This is a genomic window from Capnocytophaga canimorsus (assembly GCF_002302565.1).
Lineage (GTDB): Bacteria > Bacteroidota > Bacteroidia > Flavobacteriales > Flavobacteriaceae > Capnocytophaga > Capnocytophaga canimorsus.
Genome location: NZ_CP022382.1, coordinates 1,764,003 through 1,784,666 on the forward strand (window position 1 = coordinate 1,764,003; position 20,664 = coordinate 1,784,666).

Sequence of the window (20,664 nt, forward strand, 5' to 3'; positions counted from 1 at the left end):
CTGCTAATTCAAAGTGTCTCCTATTTCGCTTAAATAACTTTCCATATCGGCAACAGATTTGAATTGCTTGAAGGAAATAGTTGCTTTGGTGCTTTTTATCTCTGCGATTAAGTCCTCCAGAAGTTGCAAGGGTGATTCTTCTCTTCCGAAAAGGTTTGCATCGAATTCAATACCCGAAACCACCTCATCGTCATACATCCCTAAGCACCAATTCTCTATAAACTCATTTAATGGGATTTCCTTTACATCATAAGAAGCCCATTCTTCTACCTTACACGCATTAGCCAGTACTTTATCTGACCAAAAAAGTAATACAGGTACAGGCTCACCATCTAATTCGAAATCATTCGAACCACAAATGGCTACGCCTTGCTTATCTTCAAGGGTATAAATGATTTGAGTCTGCACTACTTTACTAATAAAATGCTCATAACGAGCATCAATAGTTGATGAATTTTGCAACATTATTTTATTTGTTTTCCTTATTACTGATTGTACGAAAAAATTGCCCTTATTGGGCAATTTTTTGTCTTCATTCTATCTGATTATTCTATGACTTTTACTACTGCTTTTTCGGCTTCTTTTTTAGAGCCATCAAATCCTTCCACTCCTGAAACAGTCGTATATTTTAGCACATATTTCTTATTCGGATTGAGGCGATTATAAACACTTTGGCACATTAGGGTAGCCTCGTGGAAACCACACAAAATGAGTTTGAGCTTTCCTGGGTAGATATTTACGTCACCTATGGCATAAATTCCCTCAATGTTGGTTTGATAATCCAAAGCATTATTTACTTTTATTGCATTCTTTTCGATTTCGAGCCCCCAATTGGCGATAGGACCTAATTTAGGCACCAACCCAAAGAGCGGAATAAAATAATCGGTTGGTAAGGTTTGCCTTTCCCCCTCTTTTTCAATAATTACCGCTTCTACCTTTCCATTTCCGATTACCTCAACTACTTCGGCAGGAGTAAGGAGATTTATTTTACCCTCATTCTTTAGCTTTTGCACCTTTTCTACAGAATCTAATGCTCCACGGAATTCATTACGGCGATGCACCAATGTTACTGAAGCAGCTACATTTGCTAAGAATATCGACCAGTCCAAAGCTGAGTCGCCTCCCCCTGCAATGACGATATTTTTACCTCGAAATTGCTCCGGATTTTTCACAAAGTACTCTACTCCTTTTTCCTCATAGGCTTCCAAATTGGGTATTTCGGGTTTTCGGGGTTCAAATGTTCCTAATCCTCCTGCTATGGCAACGGCTTTCCCTTTGATTTGCGTTCCTTTATTAGTAGTAACAATAAAAGTTCCGTCTTCAAGCTTATCAATTTTTTCGGCGGTTTCAGAGAGTGTAAATTCAGGCTGAAACTGTTTGATTTGCTCCATTAGGTTATCAATAAGTTCCCCAGCACCTACGCTGGGATAGCCTGGGATATCAAATATTGGCTTTTTAGGATAAAGTTCAGCCAATTGCCCACCTGGTTGAGGCAAAGCATCAATCAAATGGCATTTGAGCTTGAGCAGTCCGGCTTCAAAAACGGCAAAAAGCCCCGTTGGTCCTGCCCCTATGATAATAATATCAGTTTGTTTCATTATCAATACTATATTTCCTTATTTAAAAGTTTTTATTTATGCTTACTTTACATTCCTTGTGATATCATTTTTATATAAATGCTTTTTGCTAATTAGACTTATCTTTCAAAAAAAATCAGCATAAAAGTCTATTTATAGCTACACCACTAAAAAAGACATCAATAATGCAAATTAATTTTCATATTATTGATTTTAAAAGTTCTATTCCTCTTTCGGGCTTTCCTTTTTTGCTTCTTTTTTCTTAGTTCGGCGTGAAAGTACCGTATCAGCAAAGTATTTGCGTGAGTTGTTTATAATAGCTAACATTTCAGTATAAAAATTATCTTTACGAACATTAGCCACAGCCTCTACATAATTACAAATTTTACGATAATCAAAAACCAAAGCTTTTCTTAGCTCATTGGCATTGTATTTCTTACGTTGTGAAAGCAAGAAAGAGCGATTGGCAAATAATTCATCAAAATGGGTATTGGCTTGATGCAAACGTTCTACAAACTTGGCAATAGCTAATTCATTAACGTGTTTTTTATAAGCCTCGCTCTGCAAACGTTCAACCAAATTTGCCAAACGATTGGTTTGCACTTCATAGCTGTTTGTTTCTACACCTTTATACTCTGAAAGTAGCAAATCCAGTGCTGTGTAGGCTTCTTTTTCAGAATGTACTTTAGTATTTTTGTAGGCTTTTAAGGCGTCTTTAAGTGCACGAAGGGTAGCATCGCGCTCGGAATCAGCCTGTACAATTTTAGCTGACTCACCACTGGCACGAACTTGGTCAGAAGCAGCATTAAAGTCTGGCAATTGTGTTTTTAACGACTCCATTAGCTCCTTTAAATCTTCATCTGTGTTAGCTTCCAAGTCGCTTTTTGAAAAATCTTCCAAAAAACGAGCTATCAGCTGGGCAAACTCTGCATTATATAACTTAGTTATATCAAGCGCTGTTAATTTTTTCATTCTCATTTCAGTTGTAAATTTAGTTTTTGAACATTATTTATATTATAAAAATAAACTTTGATTTCCTTTTAAAGGAAAAACATAAACAACACCATTACTTCAACTTTTTTTTAAAGTAATATTTTTATCAAAATACCCAATTGGTCGCCCAACAAGGTTGTTCTAAATTCATTAAACACAACTAAACCTCCTTTTAGTCTTAATTGATTTTATTTTACCAAAAATAAAGTTCCTTTTGACTTTTTTGAATAAATAAAATACTAATCAATCTTCATTATTATATCAAACAAAACTAAAAGAGCAAAAATAAATCACCTTTTGAATAAAATTTATTTTATATAAGCTCAATATTCCGCCTTTTAAAGCCTACTAATAATAAAATTAGCTAATTTATTGTACGTTTATTACTGATTGTACCTCTGGAGCGTATTTCTTAATTGTCATTTCTACGCCACTACGCAAGGTCATTTGATTGATAGAGCAACTCAAACAGTTTCCTTCCAAGCGCACTTTAACTGTTTTTCCTTCCTCTTCAATGGCAACTAATGAGATATCGCCACCATCATTTTGCAAGTACGGTCGGATTTCTTCCAAGGCTTGATGAACTCGCTCTGTAATATTTTTATTTTCCATAGTTATATTTTGATTTCTTTTTTGCGTCAAATTTTTTATAATCTTTTAAAAATAAAATCTTTTTCAGGATTTTTTATAATAATTCTGTACACCAAAGACTACTTACAACCTGCCATTGTAGTAATTTTAATTGCTTCGGAAGGCGGAAGACTCTCATTGCGTTTCACTACCTGTGAAACTACATTTTTGGCAAGTTCTGTAAAGGCTTTTTCCTGCGGAGTGCCACTTTGTAAGGCCGCCGGACGCCCCACGTCACCTGCCTCGCGAATGCTTTGCACCAACGGAATTTCGCCCAAGAAAGGTATGTCTAAATCTGCCGATAAATTTTTTGCCCCCTCTTTACCAAAGATATAATATTTGTTTTGCGGAAGTTCTTCAGGGGTAAAATATGCCATATTTTCTACAATACCCAGCACAGGCACATTGATAGCCTCTTGACGGAACATTGCTACTCCTTTTCGGGCATCAGCCAAGGCAACATTTTGAGGTGTACTCACCACCACAGCCCCAGTAACGGGTAAGGCTTGCATAATACTTAAGTGAATATCACCAGTTCCAGGAGGTAAATCAATCAACAAAAAATCTAACTCGCCCCAATGTGCATCAAATACCATCTGATTAAGTGCTTTGGCTGCCATAGGTCCGCGCCATATCACCGCTTGATTGGGGTTGGTAAAAAATCCTATGGATAAGAGCTTAACACCATAGTTTTCAATAGGCTTCATCTTCGATACGCCATCAATGGTAACCGATAGGGGTTTTTCTTGCTCCACATCGAACATAATAGGCGCGGAAGGACCATAGATGTCGGCATCTAAAAGCCCAACTTGAAATCCCATTTTAGCAAGGGCAACCGCCAAATTCGATGTAATGGTAGATTTGCCAACTCCACCCTTACCTGAAGCTACAGCAATGATATTCTTGATACCTGGTATCGGTTTTCCTTTTATTTCAGGTTTTTCAGGGGCAATTACCTTCACATTGACCACCACTTTGGCTTTTTCGTACACTTCGGCGTGAATAGCACGGATAATTTCTACCTCTGTACGTTTTTTTGCCTGTAAGCTGGGATTGTCAATCACTACATCAACTACCACCTCATCACCAAAAACCACTATATTTTGAATAGCACCACCATCCACCATATTTTTACCTTCGCCAGGGGTGGTTATCTTGCGTAATGCCTCCAAAACGTCTTTTTTCTGAATGTTTTTCATTAAATTAGCCTTTATTTATGCTTGTATATTTTACTTTTTAAAAAGAAACGGCACATCAAAAATCTGCCCATAAATATCAATCCACAAATATACTATTTACTTCACTTAAAAAGAAATAAAATACCGAAAAAACTATCATCAGAAAAGAAGAACTTTGTCATCGCCTTGCAAATGATAGCTACAAATTACGGTAAATTAAACTTCACCCCAACTATCAATGAAATATTCTCAATTCTGGTGCTTATTTTCTATCAACTTAAATAAAAATCTTGCTTTTCATATTTTTTTTACTTTGCTTTGCTCTTTATTTTCATCTTTTCTATAATTTTTGATAGACTAATTTTGTAACCTTTTGCATTTATGAACTCACCAAAACGCAGAATCATCAACACAACTACTATCGGTTTTGCCCTATTTGCTATGTTTTTTGGTGCAGGAAACCTTATTCTTCCGCCGTATATTGGTTTGACTTCGGGGTCGCAATGGTTTGCTGCTCTGTTAGGCTTTTTTGTTACCGCCATTTTAGCTCCATTTTTAGGATTACTGATGGTTATTCGTACAGGTACTTCGTTTGTAGATTTAGGCAAACGAGTGCATCCGCAAGTGATTTCGGTAATTGCTTTTTTAATCATACTCTGTATCGGACCTTTAGTTGCCATTCCCCGAACGGGAGCTACCACTTTTGAAGTAGGCATCTCGCCACTATTTCCAAGTCTAAGCAACATTATTTTTGCTTTTATTTTTTTCGGAATTGTACTGGTCTTGTCTATTTCTAAAACCAAAATTGTAGATATTATTGGGAAATTTCTAACACCTTTCCTACTTGTTTCTTTAGCGGTATTGGTTCTTATGGGAATTGTCAATCAGCCAACCCCTATATCAACAAGCCCTCTGGATTTCTCAAAAGCCTTTGTTTTAGGGTTTACAGAAGGATACCAAACCTTAGACGTTTTAGCTGCTGTAACCTTCGCTGGTATCATTATTTCGGCAGTGATGAGCTATGGGTATGTTTCGGTCAAAGAGCGTTCACAAATTACTATTGCAGCAGGAGTTATTTCTACTTTAGCTCTTGTTTTTATCTACGGCGGACTAATTTATTTAGGAGCAACTACAACATATGAGACTTCACAAAACGTTTCGCGCACCGATTTGCTGCTACATATTTCAAAATCAATTTTGGGTAGCAATGGTACCTATGTCATTTCGGTAGCCATAGCCTTTGCTTGTCTGACTACGGCAATTGCCTTAACCTCGGCAATGGGTGACTTCTTTGAGCGAGTTTCACGAGGAAAAATACCCTATCGTTGGGGAGTTATAGGTTGTACCATTATTTCCTTATTGCTTTCGGTGAACAGTGTTGATCAAATTATTAGCTATGCGGTAAACATTCTGCTATTTATCTATCCAATCACCTTGGCTCTAATAGTGTACATACTCATTTTTGGCAAACTGGTAAAAGCTAAATTCCCTTATTTAGGAGTTTTAATTGTTACAGGACTAATTTCGCTCATTTCGGTACTTGAAAATCTACAACTGAACTTTGGTGGTCTGTTTCGTTTCAAAAATAGCATTCCTTTAAGTGAACACAGCTTAGAGTGGTTACTCCCTTCCTTTATCACTTTTGTAGTACTGGCTTTGGTGAACCAATTTGCAATAAAACACCGATAGGTGTTTTATTTATTTTTACTATTTTTGTGCATTAAAGAAAAGATATGTCACCCATTTTTAATCAATTGCTAATTCCTTACATTTTAGCGATGGCATTAGCCATTACTATGGGCGGAAGCGGAACAGCTCCAGCATTTTCAGCAAGTTATGGTGCTAATGTTATTCGCAGAAGTTTAATTCCTGGCGTTTTTGGTGTAGTGGTTTTCTTGGGGGCTATCATTGCAGGAAAGGAAACAGCAACCACAATGGGAAAAGGTATCCTTGACCCCTCGTATATGTCCTTTACAGTGGTTTGCATCATTCTTTTTTCTATAGCCGTTACTATGCTTTTTGCTAACATTGCAGGAATTCCACAATCCACCAGTCAAGTTGCGGTATTGGCAGTAACGGCTCCTGCTTTGTACTATCACGTTCTGGACAGCCGAAAATTGCTATTAGAGATTATCCCGATGTGGGTGTTTTTACCCATCATTTCCTTTTTTGCTGCCTACCTCTGTGGAAAATACATATATAAACCGATGAGGCGGCGCGGATTAACCCTTTTAAGGGCACAAAATGAAAATATGAAGCCCATTTGGAATACGGTCTTACTACTGATGTCACTTTACGTGTCCTTTGCTATTGGTTCAAATAATGTGGCAAACGCTGCTGGTCCAATAGCCTCAATGACCATCAATGAGCTGAAAATGCAGTCTGAATCGGACTTTTTACTCATTATGATTCTTTCCACTTTGATTGTTGCACCTTGCTTTGGCATCGGAAGTTCACTCTTTGGACATAAAATCGTGAAAAACACCGGTAAAGAGATTGTCTTATTTGGTAAATTCGAAGCCGTTATCATTGCTTTCATTTCGGGTAGTTTGCTACTTTTGGCATCATTACTAAAAGGAGTACCCTCTTCGTTAGTTCAAGTCAATGTGGCTGCCATTCTAGGAATTGGTGTAGCAAAAATGGGGCGAAAGAACATTTTTAGAAAAACACAAGTAAAAAAATTCTTTACAATGTGGATGATTGCCCCCATATTTTCTTTCATTTTATCGCTATTACTGATATATTTAGCAGATATTTTGGGACATCTGTAACCTTTTCTAAAAAAGTAAAGTTGCGTTGTAAAAAATATGATACTAGCTTTTACAACACAACTATCAAATCTTTTCTATGAGTTTGTTTTTCCTAAAATCTGCTCTAGTATTTTATTGGTAATAAGATAAGTAGGCTTAACTCCGGTTGTACCTAATCCACCTGAGGCAAGGGTACTTCCTGTTTCCAAAGGATTGTCCGAAGCATAATAAGCGTAGCGTACTTTAACATCTTCGCGGATACTATTACGTATTTTCGATGCCGACTGAATGGCTTTTTGGTAATGCACTCCTTCCATTTCAAGCCCAATAACATTCCAAGTGGATTCGTGAAAAAACTTTAGAATATCTTTGTTCTGTAAAGAAGTCCCCAAAACTGTAACCATAGTTCCTTCAAAAACTTGCAACCCTTGATTATCAAAATCGGATTTAGAAAGTTCATTTTTAAAAGGATAATTATCTGCTGTACCTTCAAAAATATGTGCCGAAGGAATCATCAAATCACCTTTTTTACCCTCCAAAATACCTGCTTTACCCATAATTGAAATGGAATGCACATTCAAAAAATGTGTTTTTTTATGCTCTCGGAAAGGCTTTAACAGTTCGTCAATAGTTTCATAGGCTTGCTCTCCAAAAGCATAATCCATCACAAACAAAACAGGTTTTTGTTGCCCTTTTTGTGAAAAATCATATGGGGTTTGCGAAAAATCAATTTTTTCAGTATCAAAAATTTGAACATCTATATTGGTTCCTGAAGTATCTGTTATTGAAATCATTCCGTTTTCGTGAGCAAAATCTTTTACCTTAGCTCGAAGCGTATCGTTTTCGGGTTTGCTAAGCATTTGAAAAATTTCAATGCGTGATTTGTTTTCAACGATATCCGAAAGGGCTTGATGTGCAAATAAACTATTCATCACGCTGTGCATATTTGCACTAATGATATGCAAAGGGCGGTCCAGTAATGCGTACTTTTTCAGGGTTTTCTTGATAATATTCGCCCAAATTTCTCCGTAAATGTGATGCCCAAGCCTTTCACGTAGCACAGGACTAAAAGTAATCACTCTTTTCTGATCAGCTATCAATTCATCATAAGCCAATTTTCCAAGCCAATAAACAATATGTATAAACCGATCAGGATGAGTTTTGGTAGCCAATGCCTTATGAGTGTACAGTACCTCTTCAAAAGTACGCCCTAAAATATTGCCTACGTGAATAAAAGCAGCTTCTCTTTCAGCTTGTGTAAGCTCTTTTTTAGCCACCGCTTGTACAATTTTTTCCCAATCGCGAGAAGTCTTTCCTTCTTCCAAAATGAAATTTCGAGCAATTTTATGCGATTCAATAAAAAGAAAGGTCAAATGCGTCAAGATGTCATAAATATCAGAGCGCCCTCGTGTAATTTCTACACTCATTTGCTGTTCATCAATACGATAGCAATTTCTACGGCGTTTAGGTGGTACTATGGGTTTGAAATGTGACTTTCGGTATCCTTCATCGGAAATTAAATTGATGTATCTACATTGTTCTATACCTTCTGGCAGACGTTCTAACACGTACACTAGCCCATTCAGTTCAGTTTTGTTTTCGGCAATACTTCCGTAAATTTCGGGGCGAAGTAACAGCAAGGACTCACGCAGTGCCTCTCCTGAAATGCCCATCGGCTTGTAAAATCCTCGCGTGAATAAATGCCGCATTGTAATATACAACCGCTCTATGGCGTTAGTGGATTCTTGAGCTCTATTTTTTTCCTTTAATTTCATAGAAATGATTTTTGCGAATTACAAATCAAAACCGATGTCTTTTCTGAAATACATTTTATCGAAATGAATTTTTGCGATACTTTCGTATGACTTTTGAAGGGCTTCTTTAAAATTTTGACCAAAAGAAGTTACTGCTAAAACACGTCCGCCAGAGGTCTCTAAATTATTATTCTTTAGAGTGGTTCCTGCGTGAAAAACGATGCTATCTTTGACATTTTCAATTCCAGAAATGATTTTTCCTTTCTCATAATCCTCAGGATATCCACCAGAAACCATCATTACCGTAGTGGCACTTTCAGGAATAACTTCTAAATTAGTTTGATGCAACGTATTGTCTTTTAGAGATTTAAAAATTGGGATTAAATCACTTTTGATGCGAGGTAAAACCACTTCAGTTTCAGGGTCGCCCATACGAACGTTATATTCTATCACATAAGGGTCGTCATTAACCTTTATTAGCCCGATGAAAATAAATCCTTGATAGATTATTTTTTCTTTCTGAAGCCCTAATATGGTGGGTTTTACTATTCGATTTTCAATCTTTTGCATCAAAGAAGCATCAGCAAATGGCACGGGAGAAACAGCTCCCATACCGCCTGTATTAAGTCCTGTATCCGCCTCACCGATACGTTTATAGTCTTTTGCCGTGGGAAGAATTTTGTAGTTTGTTCCATCGGTAAGTACAAAGCAACTCAGTTCTATTCCACTTAAAAACTGCTCAATCACTACCTTTTTACCAGCAGCGCCAAACTTTTGATTCATCAACATATTTTTAAGTTCAGCTTTAGCTTCTTCTAGCTGTTGTACGATGAGAACGCCTTTCCCAGCAGCCAATCCGTCTGCTTTTAATACGTAGGGTGGAGATAAAGTTTCTAAAAATTCATAACCTTTTTGTAGGGTTTCAGCCGTAAAACTCTCGTATTTTGCTGTTGGAATTTGATGTCGCTTCATAAATTCTTTGGCAAACTCCTTACTTCCTTCCAAAGTTGCTCCTTTTTGGGAAGGACCTACCACTTGAACGTGGCTTAAATCCGTATCTTCTTGAAAAAAATCATAGATTCCGTGTACCAATGGGTCTTCTGGACCTACAATAACCATAGTAATGTTTTTCTCTAAGACGATTTTTTTTACCGATTGAAAATTAGTAGGAACTATGTTTATATTTTCTGCTATTTGCGAAGTTCCACCATTGCCAGGCGCCACAAAAAGACGACTGCATAATGAACTTTGGCTGATTTTTAAAGCAAAGGCGTGTTCTCTACCCCCCGAACCTAAAATAAGTATATTCATAATCAATTGAATGTTTTGTGCAAATATACAAAAATACGAGTGATTCTTTCATAAGCGACGCATCGTTACTTTTGCCTTTTGAAAGATTTTTTTCAAAAAAGATTTTTATTTCAAAAAACTTGTCTATATTTGCACCCGTAACGCTGTTTACCGCGGGTGTGGTGAAATTGGTAGACACGCCAGACTTAGGATCTGGTGCTTCACGGCGTGGGGGTTCGAGTCCCTTCACCCGCACAAATCAAAAGCCTTAATTTGTTGATAAGAAACATATTAAGGCTTAATTTTTTCTACTTTATCCGAAAACGTATATAGGTAATGGGTTTATTCTGTTCTAAATAAAATTGTTCGTAAAAAGTCTGAATTTCAGTAACTTCCTCAGGAATACCACTGCTATTGTAAATATTATGATTGGCATAAATAACTTCGTGCCCCAAGCCGTGCAATAATCCTAAGGTATATCCGTGCATAAATTCACTATCGGTTTTTAAGTGAATAAAGCCTTCAGGCTTTAAAATTTGCTTGTAACGCTGTAAAAAATCGGTATTAGTTAGCCGATGTTTGGTGCGTTTGTATTTGATTTGAGGGTCAGGAAAGGTAATCCAAATTTCACTAACCTCCTCTGGCGCAAAACAATGAGCAATAAGTTCAATTTGTGTACGTAAAAAAGCAACATTGCTGATATTTTCCTCGCAAGCCGTTTTAGCACCTCGCCAAAAACGAGCTCCTTTAATATCAATACCTATGAAATTTTTATTTGGATGTTTTTTCGCTAATCCTACTGAATACTCGCCTTTGCCACAGCCCAATTCCAAAACAATAGGATTATCGTTTTTGAAGAAAGAGGTATTCCATTGCCCTTTGTATGCAAACTTTTCACCTATAAGTGAGTCTCTATCGGGCTGAATAACATTAGGAAAAGTTTCATTTTCCTTAAATCTTTTGAGTTTATTTTTACTTCCCACGTTTAGTTAAATTTGTGGGCAAAATTATTAAATATTTTCTTTGTTATCTCTGAATTTAGTTTAGTTTTTTGATCCTATATTCCCTTTTTCAATGAAGGAATACGCAGTGAAAAACAAAAGTTGTAAAACATTGCCCCTATTGCTTTAAAAACTCTTTTTAAAAATCAATCTAAATATAAATACTTTATTTTCAGTTGTTTAAATTGTTTCTAAATATATCTTGACTTACCTTTGCCTCGTAATAATAGAAAAATAACCATTTAAAAATATTTTGTTATGGCAATCCGTTTAGTAAGTGGCTGTATCAACTGCCAAAATTTGAAAGAAAATAATGTTTGTAAAGTGCACGAAACCAAAGTAGAAGCAAAATACACTTGTGATAGCTTTGATATGGTTGTTGCTGCAAAAGAGGCCGTTAGTTGCGGAACTTGTGCTCGTTTCAATACTTCGAAATGTGCTCATCCTCAAAAGGCTTCTTCAGAGATGTTATGCTCTTCGTGGGCACCTGAAGCTCAGGCTTAAATTTAATTACGCATATTGAAAAAAAGGCGGTAAATCGGTTGATTTATCGCTTTTTTCATTTTTTTAATATATTATCTTGAAAAAAAACATTACCTTGCCAACATATTTCATTTTAAAAAATTGTTTTTCAGTTAAGAAAATCGGGTAATGAAACAACATACATCGTACAAAGTTTATTTTATTTTACCTTTATTGGCATTTTTTGTCGGTTGTACACCCAATGCTAATACCTACTATAACAGGCAGATGCAGCCCATAGTAACCAAATATAATGTACTATTCAATGGAGAAGAAGCCTTTGAAATCGGTAAAAAAGCATTAGATGAACAGTATCAAGACCAATTCGACGAAATTTTACCTGTGGAACCCATAAAAATGAGTGGTAAAATACAACTCGATGGTATAGGTAATGAGCATTTTGAACGCGCTGAAGAAAAAGCCATAAAAGCTATTCAAAAGCACTCTATGGTTTTTAAAGGAGAGCAACGCAATTACAAAATAGATGATGCTTATATGCTCTTAGGAAAAGCCCGATATTACAATGAACGTTTTTTTCCTGCTTTAGAGGCGTTTAATCACCTGCTTACCAACTACGGAAAAACCGAGCATCATAATGAAGCTAACATTTGGGCGCAAAAAACCAATCTTCGACTCGGAAAAGATAAAATAGCCATCACTAATCTGCAAAAAATACTTTCCGAAGCAAAATTAAAACGACAAGACAAGGCGGAAGCATATGCTACTTTAGGACAGGCTTATATCAATCAGGAGCAATACGATGCGGCAGCCAATGCACTCTACCAAGCAGGTAAATTCACTAAAAATAAATCACTGCGTGGAAGATATTATTTTATAGCTGCTCAATTGTATGAAAAAAAACGCGATAAAGATTTGGCTACCACTGCTTACGAAAAAGTGGTTCAGTTAAATTGGAAAATTCCGCGCCGATTGTGGGTAGAAGCACAAGCGGGTTGGGCACGTAACAAAACATTTACTTTCGAAGAAAAACAAGCCTTTTTGAAGTATTTGTCTAAATTGGAAAAGCGTTACGAACATAAAAATTATTTGGATGTGTTGTATTATCAACACGCTGAATTGCTCCAAAAAGACGGCAACAAGGTTTCAGCTGCTGATTTTTACAGAAAATCCCTCAAAAATAACCAACAAAATAACTCCCTTAAAGCCCAAGCGCACGAACGTTTAGCCGAAATTTATTTTGACTCCAAAGATTATGTAGCAGCGTATCATCATTTTGATAGTACGTTGGTTTATGTACCCGAGCATACCTTCAAGCGCTTGTTTTTGGAGCGAAAAAGGGAGAATCTTGCAAAAATCACCGAACTTGAGTTTTTAGTAAAACAAAATGATAGCGTTTTGAGTTTAGTAAAAATGTCACAAAATGAGCAACGTCATTTTTTTGAAAAACACATCACCTCTTTGCAAAAAGAAGCAGAAAATGAGCGTAAAGAAGAAAACTTTCAGTCGGGTAATGGTTTGATTTTATCTACTGTGGAACAAAAAGGAGACAAATTTTATTTTTACAATCCGATGACGGTTTCTTATGGGAAACAGCAGTTTCAGCAGTTTTGGGGAAATCGTAAATTACAAGACAATTGGAGGTGGTTATCGGTAGCAGGTAAAGTGCATAATGATGAAAAAGGGACTTTCGAACAAGAAAAAAAATCAGAAAACGAGCACCTAACACCAGACTTTTTCATAGCGCAATTACCTAAAAATCCATCAGAAATTGTGACTTTAGAGCAAGAAAGAAACCAAGCACTTTACCAACTCGGCGTCTCATACAAGTCTAAATTCAACGATAACCAATTGGCAATAAACCGATTGGAACGTGTGCTTTCGGAGAATGTGGAGGAAGACCTAAAACCCGCTACCCTCTACCAATTGTATAAAAATCACATCGAATTTACTCCAGAAAAAGCTAAAATATATGAAGACCAACTTCTTTCACAATATCCGAATTCCGATTATGCTCATCTTTTAAAGGGCGGAGAAACCTCTCAAGAGGCTAAAAATCAACAGGCGCGTCAGTTTTTGACTGCAGTAACTACTGAATTTGAAAACGGAAATGTAATAGAGGCATATAATCAACTGAAAAACCAGCAAATCGGATTTAAGGAAACAACTGTAGCGCCTCAATTGGCTTTGTTGTCAGCACAAGTGCAAGGGCGTTTAAAAGGGATAGCTTCGTATAAAGAGGCGCTGGAAACCATTTCCATTGATTTTCCAGACACTGAGGAAAGCAAAATAGCAAAAGCTCATTTGGAGCAACTCACCACAGCCAATGAGGAATTTCTGCCCCACGAAAAAACCAAAACTTGGAAATTGATTTTTTATGGTATTTCACACGAAGATTTAACTAAAGCGAAATCGCAGCTTTCGGAAAAGATAGAAAACATATCCGAAAAGCTTTTTGTTTCACAAGATGTTTATGATAGCAAAGAAACTTGGTTAGTAGTACACGGAATGCAAAATCAGCAAACAGCACTCGCTGTACTAAAAGATTTAGATGATTTTGTAAAACAATATCAATTACAGCAAAATAATTTCCCAATTGCTTCAGAAAATTACCAACAAGTTCAGATTCAGAAAAGTAAAGAAAAATATCTGACCTTTATACAGTCACAAATGCCTTAAAGTTAAAAAACAGAAATTTATAGGAAAAATAAATTAAAATAAATACCTTTGAGCCTCATATCATCGTTTTTAAATCATATTGTATATGTTTAAGGAAAATAAAAAAGTTATGTCAGAAAATACGTTAAGTTCCAGCAATCGGATTGTTGTCGAAACCAAATTTAAAGGAGAGGTCAGTTCAAAATCTGATTTTCGTATTGATGGGGAATTGGAGGGTGATATTCAAACATCAGGCAAATTGGTTGTGGGCAGAACGGGTGTCATTAAAGGGAATGTAGTCTGTGAAAACGCAGATATAGAGGGGCGAGTAGAAGGACATCTTCGGGTAAACAATGTACTGACTTTAAAATCATCAGCAGTGATTGAAGGTGAAGTTTTCGTGCAGAAATTAGCCATAGAACCTGGCGCCGTTTTCAACGTGAGCTGTACAATGAAAGAAGCTAAAAATTCAGATACAAAAACAACTGTTAAAGAACCTAATGCAAGACCCGTTACCGAAAAAGTCAATAAATAAGTGGATTAAACTCTCCAATGCAGGTCTGCAAATGGCAATAATCATCACACTTTGCGTATTTGCCGGAGATTGGATTGATGGTAAATACCCAAATTTGTATCCGTTATTTACGGTAGTGCTTTCGTTGTTTGGAGTTTTTGTTGCGCTTTTTTCTGTAATCAAACAAGTTAAAAATATATCCGACGAGTCTTAATGAATGTTTTATTTTTAAGATTTTCGGTGTACGTGGTGTTACTCTCGGCTTTGGTGTTCTTTGCTGAGCGTTTTTTGGTGGAATATTACAACCTGAATTTACACGTTACACCAGAAAAAGTAGCTCTGTTTCATTTAGGGCTTTCGCTAGGGGTTATGTTTCCAATATACCTAACAAACCTCATTTCAGCTAAATATACAGCTTTCGCTTTTCTAGCAACTTCTTTAATACGGATGTTTGCTGTAATTGCTTTTGTAATTCCGCTTTCAAGAGTAGCAGAAAAAACCCCTATTGTAGAGGTTTTGTTTTTGCTCATTCCCTATATAGTGTATATGATAATTGAAGCCGTTTTTACCATAAAACTAATGCGTTTATCCCATAAATCTTGATTTTTTCTGCTGTTAAAATCGTATTGTAAAAGAACATTTTTTTCATTTTAACATATTTGAATTTAAAAAAGAAACAAAAAAATTTCCAAAAATCGGTTTGAAAATGTACATTTGCCCAAACTAAATAAAAAACATATTTTATACTTTTTATAAAACACAATGATTTCAAAGAACATAATCAAGCAAATTGCACTGATTGCAGTTTTTTTATTACCTTTTAAAGGATTTTCTACTGAAAATGAAAAATCGCCCAAAGAGGAAATTGATGTTACCGAAATGATTATGCACCATATTAGTGATTCTCACGAGTTTCACGTGTATGGTTCGGGGGAGTCTTCCGTTTCTTTTGCACTTCCTATAATCCTTTGGACGGAAAACGGCTTGGTTACTTTTATGTCCAGCGAGTTCCATCACGATAATGATGGGAAGGTGGCTGTGGAGCGCAAGGGTATGAAATTTGTCCGCTATCACGAAACCATTTATTACGCAAATGAGCAAAACGGAATCACTTATGATGCCGAGCATAAGGTAGTTAACGCTCGTCCTTTGAATTTTTCGATAACTAAAAACGTGTTTTCGTTAATTCTGATTTCGGTTTTGATGCTTCTGATTTTCATTCCTATGGCAAAATCATACGCCAAAAACCAAAGAGCTCCTAAAGGAATTGCTGGTTTTTTTGAACCCATAGTGCTTTTTGTACGCGATGAGATAGCGGTTCCTAATATCGGAGAGAAAAAATACGCCAAGTATATGCCGTACTTATTGACCGTATTTTTCCTGATTTGGATAGGAAACCTCTTTGGCTTAATTCCTTTCTTTCCGTTTGCTGGAACACTAACCAATGATATTCTTTTCACAGGCTTTTTGGCCGTGGTAACGTTTTTAATAACATTATTTAGCAGTAATAAAAATTATTGGAAGCACATTTTCGCTACACCTGGGGTACCTGTTTGGTTATTACCTATTATGATTCCTGTTGAGATTTTGGGAATGTTCACCAAACCTTTTGCCTTAATGGTGCGTTTGTTTGCCAATATTACTGCAGGACACATCATTATTTTAAGTTTGATTTCACTCATTTTCATATTTGGAACAGCTTGGGCTTCGTTAGTATCTATTCCTTTTACTTTGTTTATTAGCTGTTTGGAACTTTTGGTAGCTTTGCTACAAGCCTATGTATTTACACTACTTTCTGCTTTATTTATAGGGCAAGCTGTGGAGGAAGAACATCATTAAAATGTATTTGGAAAGCATACTGATAGAAATGCTTCTGAAAATGATTTAAAATTTTGAATTTAATTTTTTATTAACTATTTAATTTTTTTATTATGATTTTAGCAGGAATTGGAGCCGGAATCGCCGCTATGGCAGCCGGAATCGGAATCGGGAAAATCGGTTCAGCCGCTATGGAAGCTATGGCTCGTCAGCCCGAAATTGCTTCAAAAATTCAAACTGCGATGATTATCGCTGCCGCTCTTATCGAGGGTGCTGCCCTTTTTGCTGTGGTAGTTGCGTTAATCGCAAAATAATTAAAAAATCACCTTATAACGGTTGGTTATAAGGTGATTTTAAATAAAAGAGTTTAATTATCAAATAATATATTTTTTAAAGCAAACGTATGAATCTTGTAAGTTTTGAGAGTTCTCTGTTTTGGAACACATTGGTTTTTGTCATACTCCTCTTTTTATTAACAAAATATGCTTGGAAACCGATTTTATCGGCTGTTAAGCAACGTGAAGACTCTATCAATAAGGCTTTAGATGCAGCAGAAAATGCTCGTAAACAAATGGCAAATTTGAAAGCTGATAACGAACGATTGGCAGCTGAAGCTCGTGCCGAACGCGACCAAATGCTTAAAGAGGCTAAGGAGTTAAAAGATAAAATAGTAGCCGAAGCAAAAAATGAAGCTCAAAGAGAAGGCGAAAAACTAATCGTCCAAGCAAAACAAGTTATTGAGGCAGAGAAAAAAGCTGCTGTTGCCGATTTGAAAGGTAAAGTAGCTGCTCTTTCTATTGAAATTGCTCAAAAAGTAATGCAACAAGAATTGTCCGACGACAAAAAACAAGCTGCTCTTATCAATGAGTACCTAAAAGAAGCCACTCTAAACTAAAAATCATTACATTATGTACGAAGGATTTAGAGCCGCCAACAGATACGCAAAAGCACTGCTTGACCACGCTTTAGAGCAAAATATGCTTGAAAAGGTGATGGAAGATATGAAACTGATTCATCAGACTATTGAGCAACATAAAGATTTAAGCAGATTGCTTATTTCCCCCATTGTAAAAGTTTCAGTAAAGAAAAATGTATTGCATAAAGTATTTACTGATGTTTCTGCTCCAACACAAAGTTTATTTAAATTGTTGGAACAAAACAAAAGGTTACCCATATTGGATATAGTGGCTCAAAAATTTATCACGCAATATAACGAATATAGAAATAACAAAACTGCTTATGTAACTACGGCAATACCTCTTAATGAGGAACTTAAAAAACAAGTACTTGCCAAAGTATATGAGCTTACAGGAAACGCTAACATAACTCTTGAAAATAAAGTAGAACCCAAAATCATCGGTGGTTTTATTTTACGTGTGGGAGATTTGCAATACAATGCCAGCGTAGCGAGTAAATTTTCCGCAATTGAACGTAATTTTAAAGAAAATCTATACGTTCAAATGTAATTGAATTAGAAAGTGTAGAACATAATTAGCAGTCGACTACCGACATAAATATATAGAATAAAAATGGCAGAAATAAAAGCAGCTGAAATTTCAGCAATTTTAAAAGAACAATTGGGTAATTTTGATGTAGCCGCTTCTTTGGAAGAGGTAGGTACTGTCTTACAAGTGGGTGATGGTATTGCTCGTATTTTTGGCTTATCAAATGCTCAATACGGAGAGTTAGTACAGTTCGACAATGGTTTGCAAGGCATCGTGTTGAACCTTGAGGAGGACAACGTTGGTATTACTTTATTAGGTCCTTCAACAGATATTAAAGAAGGCGATACAGTGAAAAGAACTGGGCTTATCGCTTCTATTAAGGTAGGTGATGGCATTGTAGGTCGTGTAGTGGACACACTTGGAAATCCAATAGATGGAAAAGGACCAATCACAGGGCAATTGTACGAAATGCCTTTGGAGCGTAAAGCACCTGGGGTTATCTTCCGTCAGCCAGTAAATGAGCCATTGCAAACAGGTATCAAATCGGTAGATGCGATGATTCCTATCGGAAGAGGACAGCGTGAGTTGGTTATTGGTGACCGCCAAACAGGGAAAACTACGGTTTGTATCGATACCATTTTGAATCAAAAAGAATTTTACGATGCAGGAAAACCTGTATATTGTATATATGTAGCCATCGGACAAAAAGCTTCAACAGTAGCTGCTATTACCAAAACATTGGAAGACCACGGAGCGTTGGCTTATACCACGATTGTAGCTGCAAATGCTTCTGATCCGGCACCGATGCAGGTGTATGCCCCCTTTGCAGGAGCGGCTATTGGGGAGTATTTCCGTGATACAGGTCGTCCAGCTTTGATTATTTATGATGATTTGTCAAAACAAGCGGTAGCATACCGTGAGGTGTCATTGTTGCTTAGAAGACCACCAGGACGTGAGGCTTACCCTGGGGACGTTTTCTACTTGCATTCTCGTTTGTTGGAAAGAGCTGCAAAGGTAATTGCTGATGATAAAATTGCACAAGGAATGAATGACTTGCCAGAGAGTATTAAACATTTGGTAAAAGGAGGAGGGTCGCTTACTGCTTTGCCAATCATTGAAACTCAGGCAGGTGACGTTTCTGCATATATCCCAACGAACGTAATTTCAATTACTGACGGACAGATTTTCTTGGAGTCTGATTTGTTTAACTCTGGGGTACGTCCAGCGATTAACGTAGGTATCTCGGTATCGCGTGTAGGAGGTTCGGCTCAGATTAAATCAATGAAAAAAGTTGCGGGAACATTGAAACTTGACCAAGCTCAATACCGTGAGTTAGAAGCATTTGCTAAGTTCGGTTCGGATTTGGACGCAGCTACAATGAACGTTATCGAAAAAGGAAAACGTAACGTAGAAATTCTAAAACAATCCCAAAATGACCCGTACACGGTTGAAAATCAAATTGCGATTATCTATGTAGGTTCTAAAAACTTGTTGCGTCAAGTGCCTGTAAATAAAGTGAAAGAATTTGAAAAAGAATATTTGGATTTCTTGAACTTGCAACATCGTGATGTTTTAGATGAATTGAAAGCGGGTCAATTCAATGATAAAATCACCGGAACTTTGGAGAAAGTAGCTAAAGAAGTTGCAGAGCGATTTTCAAAATAAATTTAGAAAACAAATTTTGCATTATTAAAAAATGGCAAATTTAAAAGAAATACGAAGCAGGATTTCATCGGTAAGTTCCACGATGCAGATTACGGGGGCGATGAAAATGGTATCAGCAGCAAAACTCAAAAAAGCCCAAGATGCTATTTTGGCGATGAAACCCTATGCTTATAAACTAAAACAATTGTTGGAGCAATTGAGTTCCGCTTTAGGAAGTGATAATGTGTACAATGAACGTCCTGAGGGGGTTGCTAATGTTTTAATTGTTCCAATTACTTCAAATAGAGGTTTGTGTGGTGCTTTTAATTCCAATATTTCCAAAAAAGCATTAGAACTTGAGACTCAGAAATATAAAAATTTGAATGTCAAGTTTTATACCATAGGTAAAAAGGGAAATGATGTTTTAAAGAAAACGGATAAAGTTTTCAGACACGAAACACAAATCTTTGATAATCTGAATTTTGCAGGAGCTTCCGAGTTAGCTTCAGAACTGATGGAGCTATACACCAGCGGTCAGTTTGATAAAATTGTACTGGTTTACAATAGCTTCAAAAATGCAGCAACTCAAATTGTAATGGAAGAAACTTTCTTACCTATTCAAACAGTTGAAGCTAAAGAATCTGCTACGGATTACATCTTTGAACCATCAAAGGAACAGATTGTTGAGGAGCTCATACCCAGATCTTTAAAAATACAGTTTTTTAAAGCTTTACGCGATTCGGTAGCCTCAGAACACGGTGCTCGAATGACAGCTATGCACAAGGCAACCGACAATGCGAACGAACTTCGTAGCCAACTTAAATTGACCTACAACAAAGCTCGTCAAGCAGCCATTACTGGTGAAATTCTGGAAATCGTAGGGGGGGCTGAAGCTTTAAGCTAAGTTTTTATTTTTAGCATAGTCTTTTACC

21 protein-coding genes and 1 tRNA gene are annotated in these 20,664 nt (G+C 36.6%); 14 read left to right on the plus strand and 8 right to left on the minus strand.

Features of this window, described 5'->3' with window-relative positions; genetic code table 11:
- Positions 1-3: 3 nt before the first annotated feature.
- The 5 genes from CGC47_RS07805 to CGC47_RS07825 all read right to left on the minus strand — a co-directional run bounded on the left by CGC47_RS07805 (position 4) and on the right by CGC47_RS07825 (position 4,399).
- The gene (locus CGC47_RS07805; RefSeq protein WP_042001055.1) at positions 4-465 is read right to left on the minus strand and encodes a DUF2750 domain-containing protein; all 462 of its coding nucleotides are present in this window, start codon (positions 463-465) and stop codon (positions 4-6) included.
- Between the two features lie 80 nt (positions 466-545).
- On the minus strand, positions 546-1,598 hold the full coding sequence (locus CGC47_RS07810; protein WP_095900208.1) for an NAD(P)/FAD-dependent oxidoreductase: 1,053 nt from the start codon (positions 1,596-1,598) through the stop codon (positions 546-548).
- Between the two features lie 201 nt (positions 1,599-1,799).
- On the minus strand, positions 1,800-2,549 hold the full coding sequence (locus CGC47_RS07815) for a DUF6261 family protein (protein ID WP_052456148.1): 750 nt from the start codon (positions 2,547-2,549) through the stop codon (positions 1,800-1,802).
- Positions 2,550-2,939: 390 nt separating this feature from the next.
- Positions 2,940-3,182: a NifU family protein gene (locus CGC47_RS07820; protein ID WP_042001119.1), complete on the minus strand. Its 243-nt coding sequence runs from the start codon at positions 3,180-3,182 to the stop codon at positions 2,940-2,942.
- Positions 3,183-3,280: 98 nt separating this feature from the next.
- Positions 3,281-4,399 (minus strand): Mrp/NBP35 family ATP-binding protein, encoded by a 1,119-nt coding sequence (locus CGC47_RS07825; RefSeq protein WP_041987661.1) that lies wholly within the window; start codon positions 4,397-4,399, stop codon positions 3,281-3,283.
- A 360-nt stretch (positions 4,400-4,759) separates the two neighbouring features.
- Here CGC47_RS07825 and brnQ point away from each other — a divergent pair, with 360 nt between their 5' ends.
- Positions 4,760-6,067: a branched-chain amino acid transport system II carrier protein gene (brnQ, locus tag CGC47_RS07830; RefSeq protein ID WP_013996290.1), complete on the plus strand. Its 1,308-nt coding sequence runs from the start codon at positions 4,760-4,762 to the stop codon at positions 6,065-6,067.
- 44 nt (positions 6,068-6,111) lie between these two features.
- Complete coding sequence (locus CGC47_RS07835) at positions 6,112-7,149, plus strand: inorganic phosphate transporter (protein WP_042001051.1); 1,038 nt, start codon at positions 6,112-6,114, stop codon at positions 7,147-7,149.
- Positions 7,150-7,223: 74 nt separating this feature from the next.
- Here CGC47_RS07835 and CGC47_RS07840 read toward each other — a convergent pair whose 3' ends face one another.
- Both CGC47_RS07840 and purD read right to left on the minus strand, forming a co-directional pair.
- Positions 7,224-8,903, minus strand: coding sequence for a DUF6909 family protein (locus CGC47_RS07840; RefSeq protein WP_013996292.1), 1,680 nt, complete (start codon positions 8,901-8,903; stop codon positions 7,224-7,226).
- An 18-nt stretch (positions 8,904-8,921) separates the two neighbouring features.
- Positions 8,922-10,193: a phosphoribosylamine--glycine ligase gene (gene purD, locus CGC47_RS07845; protein WP_042001049.1), complete on the minus strand. Its 1,272-nt coding sequence runs from the start codon at positions 10,191-10,193 to the stop codon at positions 8,922-8,924.
- A 152-nt stretch (positions 10,194-10,345) separates the two neighbouring features.
- Between purD and CGC47_RS07850 the strand changes: the two genes are divergently transcribed.
- A tRNA-Leu gene (locus CGC47_RS07850) sits at positions 10,346-10,427 on the plus strand.
- Between the two features lie 53 nt (positions 10,428-10,480).
- Here the strand turns inward: CGC47_RS07850 and trmB are convergent.
- The gene (trmB, locus tag CGC47_RS07855; protein ID WP_042001047.1) at positions 10,481-11,155 is read right to left on the minus strand and encodes a tRNA (guanosine(46)-N7)-methyltransferase TrmB; all 675 of its coding nucleotides are present in this window, start codon (positions 11,153-11,155) and stop codon (positions 10,481-10,483) included.
- Between the two features lie 276 nt (positions 11,156-11,431).
- On the opposite strand from trmB, the gene CGC47_RS07860 reads away from it, so the two are divergent.
- From CGC47_RS07860 to atpG, 11 genes are all read left to right on the plus strand, one after another.
- Positions 11,432-11,677 carry a hypothetical protein gene (locus tag CGC47_RS07860; RefSeq protein WP_013996295.1) on the plus strand — a complete coding sequence of 82 codons (246 nt, stop codon included), beginning with the start codon at positions 11,432-11,434 and terminating at the stop codon, positions 11,675-11,677.
- 147 nt (positions 11,678-11,824) lie between these two features.
- Positions 11,825-14,332, plus strand: coding sequence for a type IX secretion system periplasmic lipoprotein PorW/SprE (gene porW, locus CGC47_RS07865; RefSeq protein WP_095900209.1), 2,508 nt, complete (start codon positions 11,825-11,827; stop codon positions 14,330-14,332).
- An 85-nt stretch (positions 14,333-14,417) separates the two neighbouring features.
- Positions 14,418-14,846: a bactofilin family protein gene (locus tag CGC47_RS07870; protein WP_041987646.1), complete on the plus strand. Its 429-nt coding sequence runs from the start codon at positions 14,418-14,420 to the stop codon at positions 14,844-14,846.
- On the plus strand, positions 14,812-15,039 hold the full coding sequence (locus CGC47_RS07875) for an AtpZ/AtpI family protein (protein ID WP_013996298.1): 228 nt from the start codon (positions 14,812-14,814) through the stop codon (positions 15,037-15,039). The genes CGC47_RS07870 and CGC47_RS07875 overlap by 35 nt, the downstream gene beginning before the upstream one ends.
- Positions 15,039-15,428: a hypothetical protein gene (locus tag CGC47_RS07880; protein WP_095900210.1), complete on the plus strand. Its 390-nt coding sequence runs from the start codon at positions 15,039-15,041 to the stop codon at positions 15,426-15,428. Before CGC47_RS07875 ends, CGC47_RS07880 begins: the two co-directional genes overlap by 1 nt.
- Positions 15,429-15,587: 159 nt before the next feature.
- Positions 15,588-16,664 (plus strand): F0F1 ATP synthase subunit A, encoded by a 1,077-nt coding sequence (atpB, locus tag CGC47_RS07885; protein ID WP_013996301.1) that lies wholly within the window; start codon positions 15,588-15,590, stop codon positions 16,662-16,664.
- Between the two features lie 92 nt (positions 16,665-16,756).
- Complete coding sequence (gene atpE, locus CGC47_RS07890; protein ID WP_013996302.1) at positions 16,757-16,957, plus strand: ATP synthase F0 subunit C; 201 nt, start codon at positions 16,757-16,759, stop codon at positions 16,955-16,957.
- Positions 16,958-17,046: 89 nt separating this feature from the next.
- Positions 17,047-17,538, plus strand: a complete 492-nt coding sequence (locus CGC47_RS07895; protein WP_013996303.1) for a F0F1 ATP synthase subunit B — start codon at positions 17,047-17,049, stop codon at positions 17,536-17,538.
- Positions 17,539-17,551: 13 nt separating this feature from the next.
- Entirely contained in the window at positions 17,552-18,109 is a 558-nt protein-coding gene (gene atpH / locus CGC47_RS07900; protein WP_042001043.1) for an ATP synthase F1 subunit delta, read from the plus strand.
- 63 nt (positions 18,110-18,172) lie between these two features.
- Positions 18,173-19,753 carry a F0F1 ATP synthase subunit alpha gene (gene atpA / locus CGC47_RS07905; protein ID WP_042001041.1) on the plus strand — a complete coding sequence of 527 codons (1,581 nt, stop codon included), beginning with the start codon at positions 18,173-18,175 and terminating at the stop codon, positions 19,751-19,753.
- 31 nt (positions 19,754-19,784) lie between these two features.
- Positions 19,785-20,636 (plus strand): ATP synthase F1 subunit gamma, encoded by an 852-nt coding sequence (atpG, locus tag CGC47_RS07910; protein WP_042001039.1) that lies wholly within the window; start codon positions 19,785-19,787, stop codon positions 20,634-20,636.
- Positions 20,637-20,664: the final 28 nt, after the last annotated feature.

Coding starts and splice junctions, on each gene's coding strand:
- CGC47_RS07805 (WP_042001055.1), bottom strand. CDS start 465: ATGTTGCAAAATTCATCAACTATTGATGCTCGTTATGAGCATTTTATT.
- CGC47_RS07810 (WP_095900208.1), bottom strand. CDS start 1,598: ATGAAACAAACTGATATTATTATCATAGGGGCAGGACCAACGGGGCTT.
- CGC47_RS07815 (WP_052456148.1), bottom strand. CDS start 2,549: ATGAAAAAATTAACAGCGCTTGATATAACTAAGTTATATAATGCAGAG.
- CGC47_RS07820 (WP_042001119.1), bottom strand. CDS start 3,182: ATGGAAAATAAAAATATTACAGAGCGAGTTCATCAAGCCTTGGAAGAA.
- CGC47_RS07825 (WP_041987661.1), bottom strand. CDS start 4,399: ATGAAAAACATTCAGAAAAAAGACGTTTTGGAGGCATTACGCAAGATA.
- brnQ (WP_013996290.1), top strand. CDS start 4,760: ATGAACTCACCAAAACGCAGAATCATCAACACAACTACTATCGGTTTT.
- CGC47_RS07835 (WP_042001051.1), top strand. CDS start 6,112: ATGTCACCCATTTTTAATCAATTGCTAATTCCTTACATTTTAGCGATG.
- CGC47_RS07840 (WP_013996292.1), bottom strand. CDS start 8,903: ATGAAATTAAAGGAAAAAAATAGAGCTCAAGAATCCACTAACGCCATA.
- purD (WP_042001049.1), bottom strand. CDS start 10,193: ATGAATATACTTATTTTAGGTTCGGGGGGTAGAGAACACGCCTTTGCT.
- CGC47_RS07860 (WP_013996295.1), top strand. CDS start 11,432: ATGGCAATCCGTTTAGTAAGTGGCTGTATCAACTGCCAAAATTTGAAA.
- porW (WP_095900209.1), top strand. CDS start 11,825: ATGAAACAACATACATCGTACAAAGTTTATTTTATTTTACCTTTATTG.
- CGC47_RS07870 (WP_041987646.1), top strand. CDS start 14,418: ATGTTTAAGGAAAATAAAAAAGTTATGTCAGAAAATACGTTAAGTTCC.
- CGC47_RS07875 (WP_013996298.1), top strand. CDS start 14,812: ATGCAAGACCCGTTACCGAAAAAGTCAATAAATAAGTGGATTAAACTC.
- CGC47_RS07880 (WP_095900210.1), top strand. CDS start 15,039: ATGAATGTTTTATTTTTAAGATTTTCGGTGTACGTGGTGTTACTCTCG.
- atpB (WP_013996301.1), top strand. CDS start 15,588: ATGATTTCAAAGAACATAATCAAGCAAATTGCACTGATTGCAGTTTTT.
- atpE (WP_013996302.1), top strand. CDS start 16,757: ATGATTTTAGCAGGAATTGGAGCCGGAATCGCCGCTATGGCAGCCGGA.
- CGC47_RS07895 (WP_013996303.1), top strand. CDS start 17,047: ATGAATCTTGTAAGTTTTGAGAGTTCTCTGTTTTGGAACACATTGGTT.
- atpH (WP_042001043.1), top strand. CDS start 17,552: ATGTACGAAGGATTTAGAGCCGCCAACAGATACGCAAAAGCACTGCTT.
- atpA (WP_042001041.1), top strand. CDS start 18,173: ATGGCAGAAATAAAAGCAGCTGAAATTTCAGCAATTTTAAAAGAACAA.
- atpG (WP_042001039.1), top strand. CDS start 19,785: ATGGCAAATTTAAAAGAAATACGAAGCAGGATTTCATCGGTAAGTTCC.